Origin of the sequence: Streptomyces sp. NPDC127100 (genome assembly GCF_042724095.1) — a bacterium.
GTDB lineage: Bacteria > Actinomycetota > Actinomycetes > Streptomycetales > Streptomycetaceae > Streptomyces.
This window is the reverse complement of sequence record NZ_JBHXFL010000037.1, coordinates 34,145-51,893: the sequence shown is the minus strand read 5'-3', so window position 1 is coordinate 51,893 and position 17,749 is coordinate 34,145. Positions and strand designations below refer to the sequence as shown.

Annotated in this window: 18 protein-coding genes and 1 tRNA gene; 12 read left to right on the top strand and 7 right to left on the bottom strand. The window is 74.2% G+C overall.

Features of this window, described 5'->3' with window-relative positions:
- Positions 1-2: 2 nt before the first annotated feature.
- Positions 3-728, bottom strand: coding sequence for a dienelactone hydrolase family protein (locus ACFWJB_RS27215; protein WP_386925429.1), 726 nt, complete (start codon positions 726-728; stop codon positions 3-5).
- Between the two features lie 119 nt (positions 729-847).
- Here ACFWJB_RS27215 and ACFWJB_RS27210 point away from each other — a divergent pair, with 119 nt between their 5' ends.
- Positions 848-1,288 carry an ankyrin repeat domain-containing protein gene (locus tag ACFWJB_RS27210; RefSeq protein ID WP_386925427.1) on the top strand — a complete coding sequence of 147 codons (441 nt, stop codon included), beginning with the start codon at positions 848-850 and terminating at the stop codon, positions 1,286-1,288.
- A gap of 242 nt (positions 1,289-1,530) precedes the next feature.
- Positions 1,531-3,099 carry an MFS transporter gene (locus ACFWJB_RS27205; protein WP_386925425.1) on the top strand — a complete coding sequence of 523 codons (1,569 nt, stop codon included), beginning with the start codon at positions 1,531-1,533 and terminating at the stop codon, positions 3,097-3,099.
- 142 nt (positions 3,100-3,241) lie between these two features.
- On the opposite strand, the gene ACFWJB_RS27200 is transcribed toward ACFWJB_RS27205, so the two are convergent.
- Positions 3,242-3,315: transfer RNA gene (locus ACFWJB_RS27200), tRNA-Pro, on the bottom strand.
- 100 nt (positions 3,316-3,415) lie between these two features.
- Between ACFWJB_RS27200 and ACFWJB_RS27195 the strand changes: the two genes are divergently transcribed.
- Together ACFWJB_RS27195 and cobF are read left to right on the top strand one after the other, a co-directional pair.
- Complete coding sequence (locus tag ACFWJB_RS27195; RefSeq protein ID WP_386925423.1) at positions 3,416-3,943, top strand: DUF309 domain-containing protein; 528 nt, start codon at positions 3,416-3,418, stop codon at positions 3,941-3,943.
- A gap of 69 nt (positions 3,944-4,012) precedes the next feature.
- The gene (gene cobF / locus ACFWJB_RS27190; protein ID WP_386925421.1) at positions 4,013-4,786 is read left to right on the top strand and encodes a precorrin-6A synthase (deacetylating); all 774 of its coding nucleotides are present in this window, start codon (positions 4,013-4,015) and stop codon (positions 4,784-4,786) included.
- A gap of 55 nt (positions 4,787-4,841) precedes the next feature.
- Here cobF and ACFWJB_RS27185 read toward each other — a convergent pair whose 3' ends face one another.
- Positions 4,842-5,591, bottom strand: a complete 750-nt coding sequence (locus ACFWJB_RS27185) for a cobalt-precorrin-6A reductase (protein ID WP_386925419.1) — start codon at positions 5,589-5,591, stop codon at positions 4,842-4,844.
- A gap of 140 nt (positions 5,592-5,731) precedes the next feature.
- Positions 5,732-6,433 (bottom strand): DUF4232 domain-containing protein, encoded by a 702-nt coding sequence (locus ACFWJB_RS27180; RefSeq protein WP_386925417.1) that lies wholly within the window; start codon positions 6,431-6,433, stop codon positions 5,732-5,734.
- Positions 6,434-6,714: 281 nt separating this feature from the next.
- On the opposite strand from ACFWJB_RS27180, the gene ACFWJB_RS27175 reads away from it, so the two are divergent.
- A complete protein-coding gene (locus tag ACFWJB_RS27175) occupies positions 6,715-9,024 on the top strand; it encodes an ATP-binding protein (RefSeq protein WP_386925415.1) in 2,310 nt (769 codons plus the stop codon).
- Positions 9,025-9,108: 84 nt separating this feature from the next.
- Here ACFWJB_RS27175 and ACFWJB_RS27170 read toward each other — a convergent pair whose 3' ends face one another.
- From ACFWJB_RS27170 to ACFWJB_RS27160, 3 genes are read right to left on the bottom strand one after another with little or no spacing between them, the layout of a single operon-like run.
- On the bottom strand, positions 9,109-9,882 hold the full coding sequence (locus ACFWJB_RS27170) for a sulfite exporter TauE/SafE family protein (RefSeq protein ID WP_385460180.1): 774 nt from the start codon (positions 9,880-9,882) through the stop codon (positions 9,109-9,111).
- A 60-nt stretch (positions 9,883-9,942) separates the two neighbouring features.
- Positions 9,943-11,457: a long-chain fatty acid--CoA ligase gene (locus ACFWJB_RS27165; RefSeq protein WP_386925413.1), complete on the bottom strand. Its 1,515-nt coding sequence runs from the start codon at positions 11,455-11,457 to the stop codon at positions 9,943-9,945.
- A gap of 52 nt (positions 11,458-11,509) precedes the next feature.
- Entirely contained in the window at positions 11,510-12,697 is a 1,188-nt protein-coding gene (locus ACFWJB_RS27160) for a thiolase family protein (RefSeq protein WP_386925411.1), read from the bottom strand.
- A 182-nt stretch (positions 12,698-12,879) separates the two neighbouring features.
- On the opposite strand from ACFWJB_RS27160, the gene ACFWJB_RS27155 reads away from it, so the two are divergent.
- The 7 genes from ACFWJB_RS27155 (at position 12,880) to ACFWJB_RS27125 (ending at position 17,749) form a co-directional block, all read left to right on the top strand.
- Positions 12,880-13,689: an alpha/beta hydrolase gene (locus ACFWJB_RS27155; RefSeq protein ID WP_386925409.1), complete on the top strand. Its 810-nt coding sequence runs from the start codon at positions 12,880-12,882 to the stop codon at positions 13,687-13,689.
- A 47-nt stretch (positions 13,690-13,736) separates the two neighbouring features.
- A complete protein-coding gene (locus ACFWJB_RS27150; protein ID WP_386925407.1) occupies positions 13,737-14,009 on the top strand; it encodes a WhiB family transcriptional regulator in 273 nt (90 codons plus the stop codon).
- Positions 14,010-14,062: 53 nt separating this feature from the next.
- Positions 14,063-14,395, top strand: coding sequence for a DUF3140 domain-containing protein (locus tag ACFWJB_RS27145; protein WP_385460170.1), 333 nt, complete (start codon positions 14,063-14,065; stop codon positions 14,393-14,395).
- On the top strand, positions 14,395-15,045 hold the full coding sequence (locus ACFWJB_RS27140) for an endonuclease (protein ID WP_385460168.1): 651 nt from the start codon (positions 14,395-14,397) through the stop codon (positions 15,043-15,045). The genes ACFWJB_RS27145 and ACFWJB_RS27140 overlap by 1 nt, the downstream gene beginning before the upstream one ends.
- 180 nt (positions 15,046-15,225) lie before the next feature.
- A complete protein-coding gene (locus ACFWJB_RS27135; RefSeq protein WP_386925404.1) occupies positions 15,226-16,089 on the top strand; it encodes a hypothetical protein in 864 nt (287 codons plus the stop codon).
- 137 nt (positions 16,090-16,226) lie between these two features.
- Positions 16,227-16,349 carry a hypothetical protein gene (locus ACFWJB_RS27130; protein ID WP_386925402.1) on the top strand — a complete coding sequence of 41 codons (123 nt, stop codon included), beginning with the start codon at positions 16,227-16,229 and terminating at the stop codon, positions 16,347-16,349.
- Positions 16,346-17,749: a glutamine synthetase gene (locus ACFWJB_RS27125; protein ID WP_386925400.1), complete on the top strand. Its 1,404-nt coding sequence runs from the start codon at positions 16,346-16,348 to the stop codon at positions 17,747-17,749. Before ACFWJB_RS27130 ends, ACFWJB_RS27125 begins: the two co-directional genes overlap by 4 nt.

Genomic DNA, 17,749 nt, shown 5'->3' with positions numbered 1-17,749 from the left:
CGTCACTCCGCCACGGGCACGCATTCGGCGAGCAGGTCCACGATGTCGCGCCAGGCACGCGGCGCGTGCCGTGGGTGGTGCCCGACGCCCGGGAGCAAGGTCTGGTCGACCGGCGGGTAGTGGAAGGCGTGCTGGGCGCCGCCGTAGACCACGAGGCGCCAGTCGACGCCCGCGGCCTGCATCTCGGCGGTGAACGCGTCGCGTTGCGCGACCGGCATGATCGGGTCCTCCGACCCGACGCCGGCCCACACCGGGCAGCGAATGCGCGCCGCCTCGCCCGGTCGGCCGGTGTTCAGTCCGTTGACCGTCCCGATCGCCCGCAGGTCGACGCCGTCGCGCCCGAGTTCCAGCCCGATGATGCCCCCGGTGCCGTAGCCGACGGCGGCGACGCGGTCGGGGTCGGTGCGCGGCTCGGCGCGCACCACGTCGAGCGCCGCGTGGCCGATGTCCCGCATCCGGTCGGGATCGGCGAGCAGCGGCATGCAGCGGGCCAGCATCTCCTCGGGGTCGGTCAGATGGCGTCCGCCGTGGAGGTCGAAGGCCAGTGCCACGTAGCCCAGTTCGGCGAGTGCGTCGGCCCGGTGGCGTTCCACGTCGCTGAGCCCCGGGCCCTCCGGACCGAGCAGCACCGCGGGCCGGCGGCCGGTGCCGGCCGGCAGTGCGAGGTGCCCGATCATCGTCAGGCCGTCGGCGGGGTACTGGACCGTGCGCGTCGTCACCGTTGTCATGCGACGGGACTGTAATCACCGTCGAGCCGGCCGGGTCGATGTTCTGCCGCAGGCAGAGGACCGCGGGCGCCCCCCTGTTCGCGGCGGCGGCTCACGTCCGCCCACTAGGCTCGGTCGTCGTGACTCGAAGGCGGCGAAAGAAACTGTCCGGGCGTCTCGTCGACGCCGCGCTGATCGGCGACCTCACGCGGGTGCGGGCCCTGCTGCGCGCGGGCGCGCCCGCCGAGACGGCCAACTCCGCGGGCACCACGCCGCTGTACCAGGCGGCGGTCGACGGGGACGCCGGCATCGTCCGCGCCCTGCTGGCGGCCGGGGCCTCGCCCGACACGGAGAGCGGAATCGGGTCGGAGGGCACGCCGCTGTGCGGGGCGGCCTGCTGGGGTCACGTCGAGGTGGTACGCGCGCTCCTGGAGCACGGCGCCGATCCGAACCTGCGAGAGGACCACGGCACGGGCTGGTCCCCGCTCGACTGGGCGGCGAGGGGGCCGCATCCCGAGACCGGGGAGCTGCTCCTCGCCGCCGGGGCCCGGCGGCGAGGGGAGCTCGCCGAGCATTCCTGACCGACGTGACCGAAGAGCGGGGGCATGAATTCGACTCGGCCGCAACCCCGCAAAGGCATGGGATTCTTCGAAAAACAAATCGCGGCAGGGCACACAATTATTGATTCCGCAAATGCGGCAAGGGGCATACATTCCGTTCGGCCGCAACAGCCTCGGCGATATATTAAAAGCTTGACGGCGTCGTGGAGTTTCCTTAAAGTCCAGTCGTCCAGTTTCCCGCCGAGCGATATGCGATGGTGTACATGACCGTGCCTCCCGCGTTGCCGAAGGCCAGGCAGCAGTTGATCCTCGCTGTTCTCATGCTGTGTTCGCTGCTGATCTGGATAGACAACACCGTCCTGAGTACTGCGCTGGAGACCCTTGCGGACCCGGACCGTGGACTGGGAGCCGATCCCGGTGAGCTGCAATGGGCGACCGGTTCGTACACGCTGGCTTTCGCCACATTGATGTTCACCGCAGGCGCATTGAGCGATCGGTTCGGTCACCGGACTGTGTTCTCCGGCGGTTTGGTGATCTTCGCCGGGTCCTCGCTGTGGGCGGCCTACGCAAGCGACGCCGGCCAGCTGATTGCCGCCCGAGCGGCGATGGGGGTGGGCAGCGCGCTGATCACGCCTGCCATGATGGCCATCCTCATGTGGACCTTCACCGGTCCCGCGCGGGCTGCCGCGATCGGCGTCTTCTCGACGTCGGCCGGTGTCGGGATGGCTGCCGGCCCGGTACTGGCGGGGTCCCTGCTCGACCATTTCTGGTGGGGCTCGGTCTTCCTGATCAACGTCCCGGTCGCGGCACTGGCGTTGGTCGGACTCGCCGTGCTGGTGCCGAACTTCCGCAGCCCAACTCCGCGGCCACTGGACCTCGCTGGGATGCTGCTGTCGATCAGCGGGCTCGTGGCGTTGGCCTACGGGCTGATCCGGGCGGGGCAGGTGACGGCGTGGAGTCGTACCGATGTCTGGGCGCCGATCGTTGCCGGTCTGGTCCTGCTGGCCGTGTTCGTACTCCTCGAACTGCGCGTCAGGGTGCCCAGCTTCGATCCGCGGCTGCTCGCGCGGCGCACGTTCGGTGGTGGCAACGTGGCGCTCGGACTGCTGCTCTTCGGGGTGGCCGCCATCACCTTCTACAACGCGTTCTACCTTCAGGGCGCGCTCGGCTTCTCGCCGATGAAGGCGGGTCTGGCCAACATTCCGACCGCGGTCGGCGCGCTCGCGGGCGCGCCCCTTGCCTCGCGCCTGGTCCGCCGCCTGTCGCTGCGCGTTGTCACCGTGCCGGCGTTGACCGTGGCCGCGCTGACCATGGGCGGGTACGGGTTCCTCGGGCTGGACACTCCACTCGGCTGGATCGAGGCCCTGTTGCTGGTGCAGGGCCTCTCGATCGGCATGGTGATCGGCCCCGTCACGGCCGCGTTGATCGGCAACCTGCCGTTGGAGCAGGCCGGTGCGGGATCTGCCGTCACCAACACCGTGCGGCAGACCGGCAGCGTGATCGGCATCGCGGTGGGCGGCACGATCATGTCGATCGTGTACCGACGTGCGATCGAACCTTCACTGGAGGGTGTGCCCGGCCCGGTGCGGGATCAGGCGCGCGTGTCCGCCGAACAGACCCGCCACGTCGCCACCGCTCTCGACCAGCCCTCTCTTGCTCGGGCCGCCGATGACGCGTTCGTCCGTGCCATGCACGTCGGCGCGGGCTGGATCACGGTCATCGCACTCCTCGGAGCGGCCGTGCTGCTGATCGCCCTGCCCGCCGTGGAGAGGAAGGCTCCGGTACCGGAACCGGAGCACGACGAGGCCCGCAGCTTCGAAGGAAGCCACTGAGGGCGGATCCCGCCCGACGCCCTCGATCCGGCCGACTGCTTCACGGTGCCGGAGCAGTGGCAGCCGTACCTGATCCCCAGGAATGATCAAGGGCCGGTTTCGGAATCCTCCGAAACCGGCCCTGACCTGCGACTCTCACGAGTCGGGACGACAGGATTTGAACCTGCGACCCCTTGACCCCCAGTCAAGTGCGCTACCAAGCTGCGCCACGTCCCGATGTGCTCACGCGCGGTGCACCGCGCGATCACGCGGACAGCACTTTACCCCACACCCCGGGTGACGGCTAAGCGGGGACGGCCGAGGGACAATCAACCCCATGGACAGCCCTGCCGACAGCACAGCCTCGGACCACCCGGCGGACGAGCGGGACCGCGACGACGAGGGGCGGGCCCGCAACGCCCGGCCGCGAGACGGGCTCGGACGCCCGTTGCCGTACGGCGCGGAAGGCGTCCCCCGCCAGCCCGAGGGGGTCGTACGGGCCCCCGACGAGACGGTGGCCGAGGCGCAGCGGCTGCTGGACGAGGGCAAGCCCTTCCACGCGCACGAGGTCTTCGAGGACGCCTGGAAGTCGGGTCCCGAGGAGGAGCGGGAGCTGTGGCGGGGCCTGGCCCAGCTGGCCGTCGGACTCACGCACGCGGCGCGCGGCAACGCCACCGGCGGGGCCAGGCTGCTGCGGCGAGGGGCCGGGGCCGTGACGGAGTGGGCGGCGTCGGAGCACGGGCAGCGGCGGCCGTACGGGGTGGATCCGGACGCGGTCGCCCGGTGGGCCCGGGAGCTGGCGCGGGACGTGGAGGACGGCGCGCCGGTGGACGCGGGGACCCGGGCGCCGCGGCTGCGGGGCTGAGCAGCCCCTCCGCGGGGCCTGGGGCAGCCCGCCCGGGGCCCCGCCGGGGGCGTACGGCAGACTCGGGGCGTGCGGAAGATTCATGTGATCGGTATCGGCGCGGGCGACCCCGACCAGCTCACCCTCCAGGCGGTCCGGGCGCTGCGGAGCACGGACGTGTTCTTCGTCCTGGACAAGGGCGAGGCGAAGGCGGACCTGGTGCGGCTGCGCCGGGACATGCTGGAGACGCACGTACCCGAAGGCACGTACCGGGTGGTCGAGGCGCGCGATCCGGAGCGGGACCGCACCGCGGGCGGCACGGCGTACTCCCCCGCCGTCGGGGACTGGCGCAGCGCCCGCGCCGGCATCTACGAGCGGCTGATCGCCGAGGAGCTGGGCGAGGACGAGAGCGGCGCGTTCCTGGTGTGGGGTGATCCGGCGCTGTACGACAGCACACTGGGCATCCTGGAGGAGATCCTGGACCGGGGAACGGTGGCGTTCGCGTACGACGTCGTGCCCGGCATCAGCAGCGTCTCCTCACTCGTCGCCCGGCACCGCACCGGGCTGAACCGGGTGGCGCGCCCGGTGCAGATCACGACCGGACGGCGCCTCTCCGAGGGCTTCCCGGAGGGCGTGGACGACGTGGTGGTGATGCTGGACGCCCACCAGGCCTTCCGGCAGTACGCCGACCAGGACATCGACATCTACTGGGGCGCCTACCTGGGCACCCCGGACGAAATCCTCGTCTCCGGCCCGATCGCCGAGGCCGCGCCCCGGATCGAGCGGCTGCGCGCCGAGGCCCGGGAGCGCAAGGGCTGGATCATGGACACGTACCTGCTGCGGCGCAACCCGGGCGACCGGTAGGCAGGGAGCCGGACACCGTCTGCCGCCTCTTGGAGGCGCCCGGCGCGCGCCCCGGTCAGGGCGATCCGAGGCCCAGCCGTTCCAGGACGCCGGGCACGTCGGGCACCACGGGCACGCCTTCGGGCAGGGGCGGCCGGCGCACGACCACCACCGGCAGGGCGAGGTCCCGGGCAGCCGTCAGTTTGGCCGCGGTGGCCGCTCCCCCGCTGTCCTTGGTGACCACCACGTCGATGCGGTGGTCGCGGAGGACGGCGGTCTCGTCGGCCACCGTGAAGGGGCCGCGGGCCAGCAGGACCCGCAGGTCCGGCGGGAAGGGGGGCTCGGGCGGCTCCACCGAGCGGGCGACGAAGTGGAGGCCGGTCAGGTGGGCGAAGGCCCCCAGCCCGAGGCGGCCGGTGGTCAGCAGGACGCGGCGGCCGAGCCTCGGCAGCAGACCGGCGGCCTCCGGGAGGGACGCGACCTGGTGCCACCGGTCACCGGGGCCCGGGTGCCAGCCCGGCCGGCGCAGGATCACCAGAGGGGTCCCGCAGGCCGCCGCGGCGCGTGCCGCGTTCGCCGTGATGGTCGCGGCGAAGGGGTGGGTCGCGTCGACGAGGGCGTCCACGCGCTGTTCGCGCAGCCACACGGCGAGCCCGTCCGCACCGCCGAACCCGCCGACGCGCACCTCGCCGTCGACCGCGCCCGGCCGGGTCACCCGCCCCGCCAGCGAGGTCGTCACCCGCACCCCGGGCAGGCCCGCGAGGGCGGCGGCGAGGCGGCGGGCCTCGGTGGTGCCGCCGAGGACGAGGACGTGCGGGACCGGCATGGCGTCGAGGGTACGAGGTGCCCGGCCCGGACGTGCCGCCGGATCCGGTGGCAGCCCGCGGCCGCACCGGCGCGGGCCCGCGACCCGGGCGCCGGTGCGTGCGCGTCACCCCGGGTGACTGCCGTGCTCTGCGGCGGAGTTCAGAAGTCGTCCGCCCCGTTGCGCAGTTCGGGCGTCCAGTAGCCGGTGAGCGCCTTCGCCGGGTCGGCGGCGATGCCCTCGCTGCCGGGCGCGGTGACGGCGATGACCGTGGAGTCGCCCTCCAGCACGACGGAGAACGCCGACACGGGCTCGTTCTCCTCGTCGACGCCGCCGTCCGACACCCTCACCAGGGCGTAGGCCGGGGCTCCCGCCTCGAGCACGACAGGCGTGGCCGGCTTGCTCTTGGCGACGGCCGGGACGTCCTGCTTGTGGCTCTCCAGCAACTGGACGTGCGGGAAGCCCGCCAGACGGCAGGAGTGCCCGGAGCTGTTCCGCGCCGTGAGGACGATGTGGGTGTAGGGCGGGCCGTCCTGCGTGGCGGCGGTGACGCGGACGTCCCTGGCGGTGCAGACCGGGGTGGAGGCGGTCACCTGCTCGCCGTTCGCGCCGCTCTTCCCCGCGGAGGCGTCGGCGGAGTCCGCCGCACCGTTCGGTCCCGCCGAGCGCGCGGACCCGGCCGGTGCCGTCGTGCCGGACGTGCCGGCGCCCTCGCCGGCCGCCGGGGTCGACGCCACCGTGGCGGAAGTGGTCGGCGCGGAGGACGACTTGGTGTCCGAGTCGCCCTGGCAGGCGGTGAGGGACAGGACGAGGGCGGTGCCGGCGGCGAGCAGCGCGGAGCGCTGACGCAGAGTGGTGTTCATCTGAAGGGTTCCCCGTTTCGGTGAGCTACGGCACGTGTGCCACGGTCGTTCGACGGCGGATGGTCCGAGCCGTTCCCGGCCCGCACCTGCTCCGTCCCCTCGGCGGATCCGTCCGCCGGGCGTCGGGATCGCGCAGGCCCGGGAGGGGCGTTCCGCGTCGGCCTTCAGTCGATCATTTCCGGTCTCCGGCGCCCAGGCGGTTCTCCCGGCAGAAGTCCTGTCGGTGATACTTCTGCCGGTGGCTCGCGTCCGGTCGGGCCGGACGATCGGGGACGACGACGGTGCGTGACGGCACGTCTTCCGCAGGGGACTTCGGGCAGCGGTTGAGGCGCCTGCGGGACCGCGCCGGGCTCAGTCAGGAAGCACTGTCCCACGCGGCGGGGGTGAGTGTCAGGGCCTTGGCCGACATGGAACGCGGGCGCACCCGGGGGCCTCAGCGCCGTACGGTGCAGGCGCTGGCCGAAGCGCTGGGGCTCGGCGGCGAGGAGGCGAAGGGCCTGGAGCGGTCCGCCGCCCTCGGCCGTCCGCGCCCCCGGACGGCCACCGGCCCGGCCGGGCCCGGCACCTTGGCCCTGCCGCGCGACATCCAGGACTTCACCGCCCGCGGCCCGGCCCTCGCCCGGCTGCTGGACCTGGCGCGGGACACCGGTCCGGACCGGCCGGTGGTCACCGTGGTCGCCGGGCAGCCCGGTCTGGGCAAGACCGCGTTCGCGGTGCACGCGGCGCACCGCCTCGCCCCGCACTTCCCGGACGGGCAGATCGCGCTGGACCTGCACGGCATGGACCCCGAGCCGGCCACCCCCCGGGACGCCCTGGCCCGGCTGCTCGGTGCGATGGGGGTCGCCGACGCGGCGATACCGGCCGGCACCGACGACCGTGCCGGTCTGTGGCGTTCCCTGGCCGCCGGGCGGCGCATGCTCCTGCTGCTGGACAACGCCGTCGACGAGTCCCAGGTCGGCCCCCTGCTGCCCGGCACCGGTCCGTCCCTGACCATCGTCACCAGCCGCCACGCCCTGGCGGGTCTGGAGTCCGTGCACCGCACCGACCTGGCACTGCTGCGGCGTGAGGAGGCGGTGGAACTGCTGACCCGCATCATCGGCCCGGACCGCGTGCTGGCCGAGGCACAGGCCGCACGGGACCTCGCCGACCTGTGCGGGCACCTGCCGCTGGCCGTCCGGATCGCCGGCCAACGGCTCCTCAGCCGGCCGCACGAACGGCTCGGCAAGCTCGTCGCCCGCCTAGCCGCCGAGGGCCGGCGCCTCGACGGCCTCCAGGCCGGAAGTCTTCAGGTGCGGGCCGCGTTCGCGCTGTCCTACCGTCAGCTCCCGCCGGACTCGCGGACGGTGTTGCGCCGCGCCGCGCTCGCCGCCGGAGCGGACTTCGGCCCCGAGACCGCCGCGCTCCTGGCCGGGCTCTCCCACGACGAGGCGGTCGCCTGTGCCGAGGAACTGACCGACGCCGGGCTGCTGCAGAGCGACGCCGGCGCCGAGCGGTACCGCTTCCACGACCTGCTCAGGCTCTACGCGGCCGAACAGGTCGAGGCCGAGGACGGCCCCGAGGGCCGCGACGCCGCCCTCGACCGGACCGCGTCCTGGATGCTGCGCCGGGCCACCGCCGCCGCGCTGCACTTCGACGTCGACCACGAACGGGCCGCGCCGCAGGGCGACCCGGACCCGGAGACGGCGCCCACCGGCCGGGAGGAGGCGCGGGCCTGGCTGGAGGCCGAGCGGGCCCAGTGGCTCGCCGCACTGCGCCGGGCCCACGACACGGGCCGGCACCGGCAGGTCCTGGACACGGCGGAGGCGATGCACTGGTTCTCCGACCTGAACCAGCACTGGGAGCAGTGGGTGGAGGTGTTCCAGCGCTCCTCCGGCTCCGCCCGTGCGCTGGGCAGCAGGCGGGAGGAGGCCGTCCACCTCAACTACCTCGCCTGGGCCTACAACCTCTGCGTGCACGACCCCCGTGCCGCCCTGGTGAGCGCGGACGCCGCGCTCACGGCGGCCCGCGAGTGCGGGGACGGGCTCCAGGAGGGGTGGGCACTGGGCTACGGCGCGGGCGCGCTGCACCGGCTGGGGCGCATGGACGAAGCGCAGAGCCGGCTGCGCGAGGCCGCCCGCCGGCTTGCCTCGCAGGAGTCCCCGCAGGGGAGGCTGGCCGAGCTGTCGATCCTCAACACCCTCGGCGTGCTCGTGCGCAGCACCGGCCAGGTGGAGGAGGCCCTGGAGATCCACCGCCGCAGCGAGCGGCTCTGCCGGGCGGGGGTCCCGGGCCGCACGCAGGAGGTGATCGCGGTGTACCAGGCGGTGGCCCGGCAGCAGATCGGCAACGATCTGGCGGCCCTGGAACGCTGGGACGAGGCCGAAACTCCGCTGCGGCAGGCCCTCGCCGCCTTCGACGCCGCGAAGATGGCGGCCTGGACGGAGCAGGCCCGGCTGGACCTGGGCCAGGTGCTCGGCGCCATGGGGCACCCCGACGCCCGGGAGACGCTCCGCACCGCCCGCGACGCCCTGGCCGCCCTCCGGAGCCCGCGCCAGGTCGAGGCCGCCGCCGCCCTCGCCGCGCTCGACGAGGCCGCCGCCGGCACCGCCTGAGGGCCGTCGTCCGGATCATGCCGGCGTCGCGGGCCGGCCGGGGCGCACCGTCCCTCCCGGCCGGCCTCATCCGGACGACGGACCTCAGCGCAGGAGCAGTTGCAGGCCGCCCACGACGGTCGCCGCGATCACCAGTTGCTCGAACAGACGCTGGTTGATCCTGTTCACGGCCCATTTCCCGAGGAACGCACCGGGCACCACGAACACCACGAGCGCGGCGTCGAGGAGCAGCGAGCGGCCGTCGATCAGGCCCAGGCCGGCGCTGAAGGGCAGCTTGGAGACGTTGACGATCAGGAAGAAGAAGGCCGAGGTGCCCAGGAAGCCCAGCTTGCGGAAGCCCGCGGAGAGCAGGTACAGCGACATCACCGGGCCGCCCGCGTTGGCGACCATGGTGGTGAAGCCGCCGAGGACGCCGTACGAACGGGCCTTGATCCGGCCGGCCCGGGAGGTGATCGCGTCCGGCTGTCCGGCCGCGTCGCTCCGCCGGCGGCGCCACACGGTCACGCCGGCCATGAACAGCAGGATCGCCCCGATCGACGTGCGTACGACCGCGTCGTCGGCCCACACCAGGAACACGGTGCCCACGACCACGCCGACCCCCACCGCCGGGAACAGCCGCCACAGCGTGGGCCAGTGCGCGTGCCGCCGGTAGGTGAGGACGGCCAGGACGTCACCGGCGATCAGGACGGGCAGCAGGACGCCGGTGGAGGCCCGGGCCGGCAGGACCGCGGCGAAGATCGCGAGACTGACCGTGTTGGCCCCGCTCACGGCGGTCTTGGAGAAGCCGACGAGCAGGGCCGCGAAGGCGAGGGCGGCGAATTCCCAGCCGGTGAGGTGCCAGAGCGTCATGGTGTCCATTGCGGAGACCGATGCTATGCGCACCCGGCCGGTGCCCGGGAGGACCGTCTCGGCGGACGGTCACGTGCGGCCGGCGTACCGCGCCCGCAGTTCGCGCTTCAGCACCTTCATGCTCGGGCCCAGCGGCAGCTCGTCCGTGAACTCGACCCGGCGCGGGTACTTGTACCTGCCAAGGTGCTGCCGCGACCACTCGGTGATGGCGGCGCCGTCGGCGGCCGTGCCCGGGGCGGGGACGACCACGGCGCACACCTCCTCGCCGTGCAGCTCGTCCGGCAGGCCGATGACGGCGACCTGGGCGACGCCGGGGTGGCGCATGAGCACCTCCTCCACCTCGCGCGGATAGACGTTGTAGCCGCCGCGGATGACGACGTCCTTCTTGCGGTCGACGATCCGCAGGAAGCCCTCGTCGTCCTTGGTGCCGAGGTCCCCGGTGCGGAACCAGCCGTCGACGAGCGCCTCGGCGGTGGCCTCGGGGCGGCCGAGGTAGCCGGAGAAGACGTTGTGGCCGCGCACGACGACCTCGCCCAGCTCGCCGGGCGGCAGCAGTTCCACGCGGTCCTCGGTCTCGGCGCGGGCGATCTCCACGTCCACGCCCCACAGCGGGTGGCCGATGGTGCCGGGCCTGGTGCCGAACACGGGCTGGTTGACGGCCGCCGCGGGCGAGGTCTCGGACAGCCCGTACCCCTCGTGGATTCTGGCGCCGAAGGCCTCCTCGAAGCGCTCCAGCACGGCGACGGGCAGTGAGGCGCCGCCGGAGACGCACACCCGCAGGCCGGGCAGGGCGTCGGCCCCGGCGGCCGCGGCGGCGAGGGCGACGAACATGGTGGGCACGCCGTGGAAGGTGTTGACCTTCTCCCGCACCATCAGCTCGATCGCGCGCGCCGCGTCGAAGCGCGGCAGCAGCACGAGGGTGGCCCCCGCCCGCCAGGTGGAGTTGAGGGAGACGGTCTGGCCGAAGGCGTGGAACAGCGGCAGCGCGCCGAGCGCGATGTCGTCGGGGCGGATGTCGTTGGCGTCGAAGGCGTTGACGGTCGCGTTCATCACCAGGTTGAAGTGGCTGAGCACCGCGCCCTTGGGCACGCCGGTGGTGCCGCTCGTGTAGAAGACGACGGCCGGGTCGTCGGCGTCCCGCGTCACGTACGAGGGCAGCGGTTCGGCGTCCGCGGCGAGCTTGCCCAGTTCGTCGCCCAGGACGACGACCCGCACCCCCGCCTCCCGCGCGGCGGCGGCTCCCGTCTCCGCCTGCGCCGGATGCACCAGCAGCAGGGTCGCTCCGCTGTCGGTGAGGACGTGCCCCACCTCCGGCGGGGACAGCAGCAGGTGCACCGGGACGACGACGGCGCCGGCCGCGGCGATCGCGTAGTACGCCTGCGGGAAGTCGGCGGTGTTCGGTGCCATCAGGGCGACCCTGTCCCCCGGCCGCACCCCCAGGTCCACCAGGGCCCCCGCCTGGGCGCGGGCCCGCCGCCACACCTCGGCGAAGGTCAGGCGCAGGTCGCCCTCGACCAGCGCCTCCTTGTCGGGACGGCGCCGGGCGTTCTCGGCGAGGATGGCGGCGACGGAGAGGGTTGCCATGGGGTGTTGCTCCGTTTCCTTGCTGCGGCTCTGCAGAGGGGTGGCGGGGTGGCTAGGGCCGTTCGACCAGCACCGCGCTGCCCTGCCCAACGCCGACGCACATGGTGGCGAGTCCGCGGGCGGCGCCGGTGCGCCGCATGCGGTGGAGCAGGGTGGTCAGGATGCGGGCGCCGGAGCAGCCGAGCGGGTGGCCCAGCGCGATGGCGCCGCCGGTGGGGTTGACCAGGTCGGGGTCGATGCCGAGCTGGTCGACGCAGGCGAGGGCCTGGGCGGCGAACGCCTCGTTGAACTCGGCCTCCGCGATGTCGTCGATGCTCCAGCCGGCGCGGGCGAGGACCTTGCGGGTGGCGGGGACCGGGCCGATGCCCATGACGTCCGGGTGGACGCCCGCCGAACCGCCGGCCACGTAGCGGCCCAGCGACTCGAGGCCCAGGTCGTTCAGCGCCTCCTCGCTGACCAGCAGGAGGCCCGCGGCGCCGTCGTTCATCGGGGAGGCGTTGCCCGCGGTGACCGTGCCGCCCGCGCGGAAGACCGGCTTGAGGCGCGTCAGCTTCTCGACGGAGGTGTCCTCGCGGACGCACTCGTCGGCGTCGACGACCACGCCGTCGGGCCGCTCGACGGGGAGCAGTTCGGCGTCGAAGTGGCCGTTCTTGCGGGCCTCGGCGGCCAGGCGGTGGCTGCGCAGGGCGAACTCGTCCTGCCGTTCGCGCGACACGTCGTACCGCGCGGCGACCTCCTCCGCCGTCTCGCCCATGGCCAGCAGTCCGTGCAGGTCCTTCATCGCCGGGTTGACCAGGCGCCAGCCGAGGCGGGTGTCGGCGGTCTCGATGCGGTGCGGCAGGGCCTCGTCGGGGCGGGGCAGGACGAAGGGCGCGCGGCTCATCGACTCCGAGCCGCCCGCGAGCACGACGTCGGCCTCGCCCGCGGCGATGGTCCGGGCGGCGGTGGTGACGGCTTCGAGGCCGGAGGCGCAGAGCCGGTTCACCGTGGCGCCGGGCACGGTCTCGGGCAGGCCCGCGAGCAGCGCGGCCATGCGGGCGACGTTGCGGTTGTCCTCGCCGGCCTGGTTGGCGGCGCCCCAGTACACGTCGTCGATGCGGGCGGGGTCGAGCGCGGGCACGCCCGCGACCAGACCTCGGATCACGGTGGCGGCGAGGTCGTCGGGCCGTACGGCGGACAGGGCGCCGCGCAGCTTGCCGATCGGGGTGCGGCGGGCGGCCGCGAAGTGGACGGGACGCACGAGGTGACTCCTGACCGTCGTCGCTCGGCCGCCGGGCGACGTGCCGCCGGGCCGGCCTCCGCGAGCCTGCTTCCTTGATTCCCGCAGCCGTAATTAGCACTGCTAGTTTTGGACTATAGACCTCCGGCCGTCCCCCTGGGAAGATCCTCCGGGTGACCGGCACCGACGCAGCTGGAGGAGACATGGCCGAGGCCCGCGAGCACGTCCTGTCCGGAACCCGGGGGCGGATCGCCGTCCGCGAGTGGCCCGCCGGACGCCCCCGGTACGCGGTGCTGCTGATCCACGGCTACGGGGAGCACTCGGGCCGCTACGAGGAGGTGGCCGGGGTCCTGACGTCGCACGGCGCCGCCGTCTACGCCCCCGACCACCTCGGGCACGGCGCGTCGGACGGCGAGCGGGTGCTGATCGAGGACTTCGAGGACGTGGTCGCCGACGTGGACGCCGTGGCGGAACTCGCCCGGGCCGCGCATCCCGGCCTGCCGGTCGTGGTGATCGGCCACTCCATGGGCGGCCTGATCGCCTCCCGCCACGCGCAGCGCCACCCCGACAAACTCGCCGCGCTGGTGCTGTCCGGCCCGGTCATCGGCGACTGGGAGCTGCCGCGCCGCCTGCTCGCCCTGGACGAGATCCCCGACACCCCGATCAGCCCGTCCTCGCTCTCCCGGGACCCGGCGGTCGGCGCGGCGTACGCGGCGGACCCGCTCGTGTGGCACGGCCCGATGAAGCGGCCGACGCTGGAGGCGTTCGTGCGGACCCTGGAGACCGTCGCGAAGGGCGGTGACGTCGGCCGGCTCCCGCTGCTGTGGGTGCACGGCGACGACGACCGGCTGGTGCCGCTGCCCGGCAGCCGCGTCGGCGTCGAGCGGCTCGCCGGCGGCGACCTCACCGAGCGGATCTACCCGGGCGCCCGGCACGAGGTCTTCAACGAGACGAACCGGGCGGAGGTGTTCACGGACGTCACCCGCTTCCTGGACGGCGTGCTCGCCCGCTGAGCGGCCGGGGGCGTTTGCCCCCGTGCCCCACGGGCACCCGCGCCCCCATGGAGTGGACGCGCCACGCCGCCTGCGTGGATGAGGACCCCGAACTGTTCTTCCCGGTGGGCACCACCGGACCGGCCCTGCGGGACATCGCGGCCGCCAAGCGCGTCTGCGCCCGGTGCCCGGTGACCACCCAGTGCCTGGCGTCGGCGCTGGAGACGGGGCCGACGTCGGGCGTGTGGGGCGGCACCTGCGAGGAGGAACGCGTCGCTCTGCTCCGTGACACCCGAGCCCCGGCGGTGCGCGGCGGCAGGAGCGCCGCGGGACTGCCCTGACGCCCGGCGTACGCGCATCCGCACGACGAAGGACACGACGAAAGAGAAGCACCATGGCCGACGCCCCCGAACTCGACGCGCTGTGGGAGGACTTCCACCGCGTGGTGAACATGACGTCCGCCGAGCTCGCCGACTGGCTCCGGGTACGGGACTCCGGCGAGGTGACGGAGCCGCTGCCGGACGACGCCGGGCCGCCCCTGGGCCGGCACGTCCTCGCGATCCTGCAAAAGCGGCGCACGGACCTGACCGAGGACGACCTGCACGCGATGCGCAAGGTCGTGGACACCGTGACCTCGCAGGCGGACCTGGAGAACGAGCCCCGGTCCGACGACACCCGGCTCAGGCACCGGCTGATGACGATCGGCCACGACCCGCTGAAGCCGTAGTGGCGGGCCGCGACGAGCGCGTCGTACGGGAACTCGTCGGCGCGCACGGGCAGACGTACGCCGAGGAGGCCGGCATCCGGCTGAAGGACACCCCGCAGCCGCTGTACCGGCTGCTGGTGCTCGCCCACCTGCTCAGCGCCCGCATCCGGGGCTCGGTCGCGGTGGCGACCGCCCGGGCCCTCGACGAAGCCGGGCTCGGCGACCCGCGCCGCATGGCCGGCGCCCCGTGGCAGGAGCGGGTGGACGCCCTCGGCCGGGGCGGCTACCGGCGCTACGACGAGCGCACCGCGACGCAACTCGGCGACGGGGCCCGGCTGCTGATCGAGCGCTGGGGCGGGGATCTGCGCCGGCTCCGGACGGAGGCGGACGGCGCGGTGACGCAACTGCGCGGCCTGCTCCAGGAGTTCCCGGGCGTGGGACCGGCCGGTGCGGACATCTTCCTGCGCGAGGCCCAGCGGGTCTGGCCGGAGACGGCCCCCTACCTCGACCGCAAGGCCCTGCAGGGAGCACGGCACCTCGGCCTGCCCGAGGACGCCGAACGGCTGCTCGAGCTCGGCGGCGGCACAGAACCCGCCGTCCTGGCCGCCGCCCTGGTGCGTGCCGCCCTGGACAAGGACACGGTGCGGGACACCCTGGACCGCGCCGGCTGACCGGGTGCGCCGCGCGCCGCCACCCCGACGACAGGCCGTACGTCCACGGCTCCCGGGCACCGGCCGGAGCTCGGGCGCCGGCGGTCGCGGCGTCACCCGGACGGCCTCGAGCACTGGTGGGCCCTCCGCCGCGGTGATGCCCTGAGGACACCGTGCCACGTCCTCCAGGAGGCATCCGCGATGAGCCGTCGCCCGTCCCACCCCGTCCGCCTTCTCGCCTCCGCGCTCGCGGCCGGCGCGCTGCTGACCACGGCGGCCTGTTCGGACGACGGCGGCGACCCGGGCGCCGCCGCCCAGGAAGCGGCCCGAGCCGCCTCGCCCGCCGCAGAGGGTGACGCGGTGCGCAAGGCCCCCAGCGGTTCCCCGACCGGCTCCGCCACGGCCTCGCCGTCGGCTCTCACCGAGTCCGGCGCCAAGGCCGCGCTGATCACCGAGGCGGACGTGGAGGACGACTGGAACCAGGTGCCGGACGCCGAAAAGTGGCACGACAGCATGCTCGTCGGCAAGGTCGACGTGTCCGACTTCCTCTCCGCTAAGGCCGACGCCGCGGAATGCCAGCAGCTGCTCGACCGGCTCTACTCCGGCGATCTGCTGGGCAAGCCGTCCGGGGCGTCGGCGCTCACCGGCTTCGAGCAGGGCGACTCCCGTCTGCTGGAGCAGGTCGCCGCCTACAACCGCACCCAGCTGGACACCTCCCTGAAGTGGATGACCTCGCTGCCGCAGACCTGCGACCGGTTCACGGCGACCGACGACTCGGGCGACAAGCGGACGGTCCAGGTGACCGAGGCCTCCGTGCCGAAGGTGGGCGACGCCCGCGCGGGCGTGCACGTGACGGTGCAGGGCACCGCCGGCGGCAACCCCGCGACCCTCAGCCTGGACGTCGCCGCCGTGCGCGTCGGCATCAACGCGGTCGCGGTCACCGGCGGCGGCCTGAGCGGCGGCGAGACCGACTCCGTGCAGCAGGCGACGCAGCAGGGCACCGAACGGCTGCAGGCCGTCCTGGCGGGCAAGACCCCCTCCCCGCAGCCCGGCAACCTCGACTGACCGCGCCGCGCAGCACCCGCCCCGCGTCCTCGGGCGCGGGGCGTCGCCGTGCGCCCTGGCCCGATCCCGGGACACGGTGATCAACCGGACGGCACAATGGTCCGCGACGGGCGGCGCACACGCGAAGGAGCCGAGACGTGAGCGAGAACCGGACCCCGGCGAGCGGATCCGCGACGCGGGACACCGCCGCGGCGGACGCGGGCACCGCCCGGTCCGCGCCGTGTCCCGGCCCCGACAGGACCGCCGGGGAGGACGCATGACCACGCCCGACGGCCCCGTCCCCGGCGGTCGTCCCGGTGACGTCGAGCGGGCCGCCTCCCTGAGCGGCGAGCTGACCAGGCAGGGCGTCCACGGCGTCGTCCTGGCGTACGTCGACACCGCGGGGATCGGCAGGGTCAAGACCGTGCCCACGGCGAAGCTCGCCTCGGCCGCGGCCTGGGGCGTCGGGATGTCACCGGTGTTCGACACCTTCCTCGCCAACGACACCATCGTCTCCACGGACGTCCTCGGCTCCCCGGACGGCGACCTGCGCCTCTACCCCGACCTCGGCCGGCTGACCGTCCTCGCCGCGCAGCCCGGCTGGGCGTGGGCACCGGTGGACCGGATCACGCAGGAGGGCGAGCCGCATCCGGCCTGCGGGCGGACCGTGCTGCGCCGGACGGTGGCCGAGGCCGCCGAACGGCACGGGGTCACCTTCCGGGCCGCCGTCGAGATCGAGTGGGTCCTCGGCCGGGGAGACGTGCCCGACGACGCGTTCGTGCCCGCCGTGACGGGGCCGGCGTACGGTGCGGCCCGGCAGGTCGGGCTGAGCGACTGCGCCGCGGAGCTGCTGGCCGCCCTGGCGGAGCAGGACGTGGACGTCGAGCAGTTCCATCCCGAGTACGCGGCAGGGCAGTTCGAGGTCTCGGTGGGCGCGCTCGACCCGGTGGCGGCGGCCGACCGCAGTGTCCTGGTGCGCCAGACGATCCGGGCGGTGGCCCAGCGGCACGGGATGCGGGTCTCCTTCTCCCCCGCGGTGTCGGCGCGGGGCGTCGGCAGCGGCGGTCACCTCCACCTCTCGGCCTGGCGGGACGGGAGGAACCTGCACGCGGGCGGGGAGCGCCGGTACGGCATGACGGCCGACGCCGAGTCGCTGGTCGCCGGGGTGCTGGCCCGCCTCCCCGCGCTCACCGCGGTGACCGCGCCCAGCCCGGCCAGTCATCTGCGGCTCAGGCCCTCCCAGTGGGCCGGGGTGTTCACCGCCTGGGGCCGGGAGACCCGCGAGGCGGCCCTGCGCGTGGTGACCGGCACGGCCGGAGTGCGCGACGAGGCGGCGAACCTGGAGGTCAAGCCGGTCGACCTGGCCGCCAATCCGTACCTCGCCCTGGCGTCCGTGATCGCCGCCGGACTGCACGGCATGGCGTCCTCCGCCTCCCTGCCCGAGGAGATCACCGGTGACCCGGCGCGGCTCGACGCGGCCGAGGCCGCGGCCCGGGGTGTCCACCGGCTGCCGGTGTCGCTCGCGGGGTCGGTCGAAGCGTTCCGCGCGGACGACGTGCTGCGGAACGCGCTGGGGCCGGTGCTGGCCGACGCCGTGACCGCGGTGCGGCGGGGCGAGGTCGCGGCGGTCGACGGGCTGGACGACGACCGGGTGGCGGCGGCCTACCGCTGGGTCTACTGA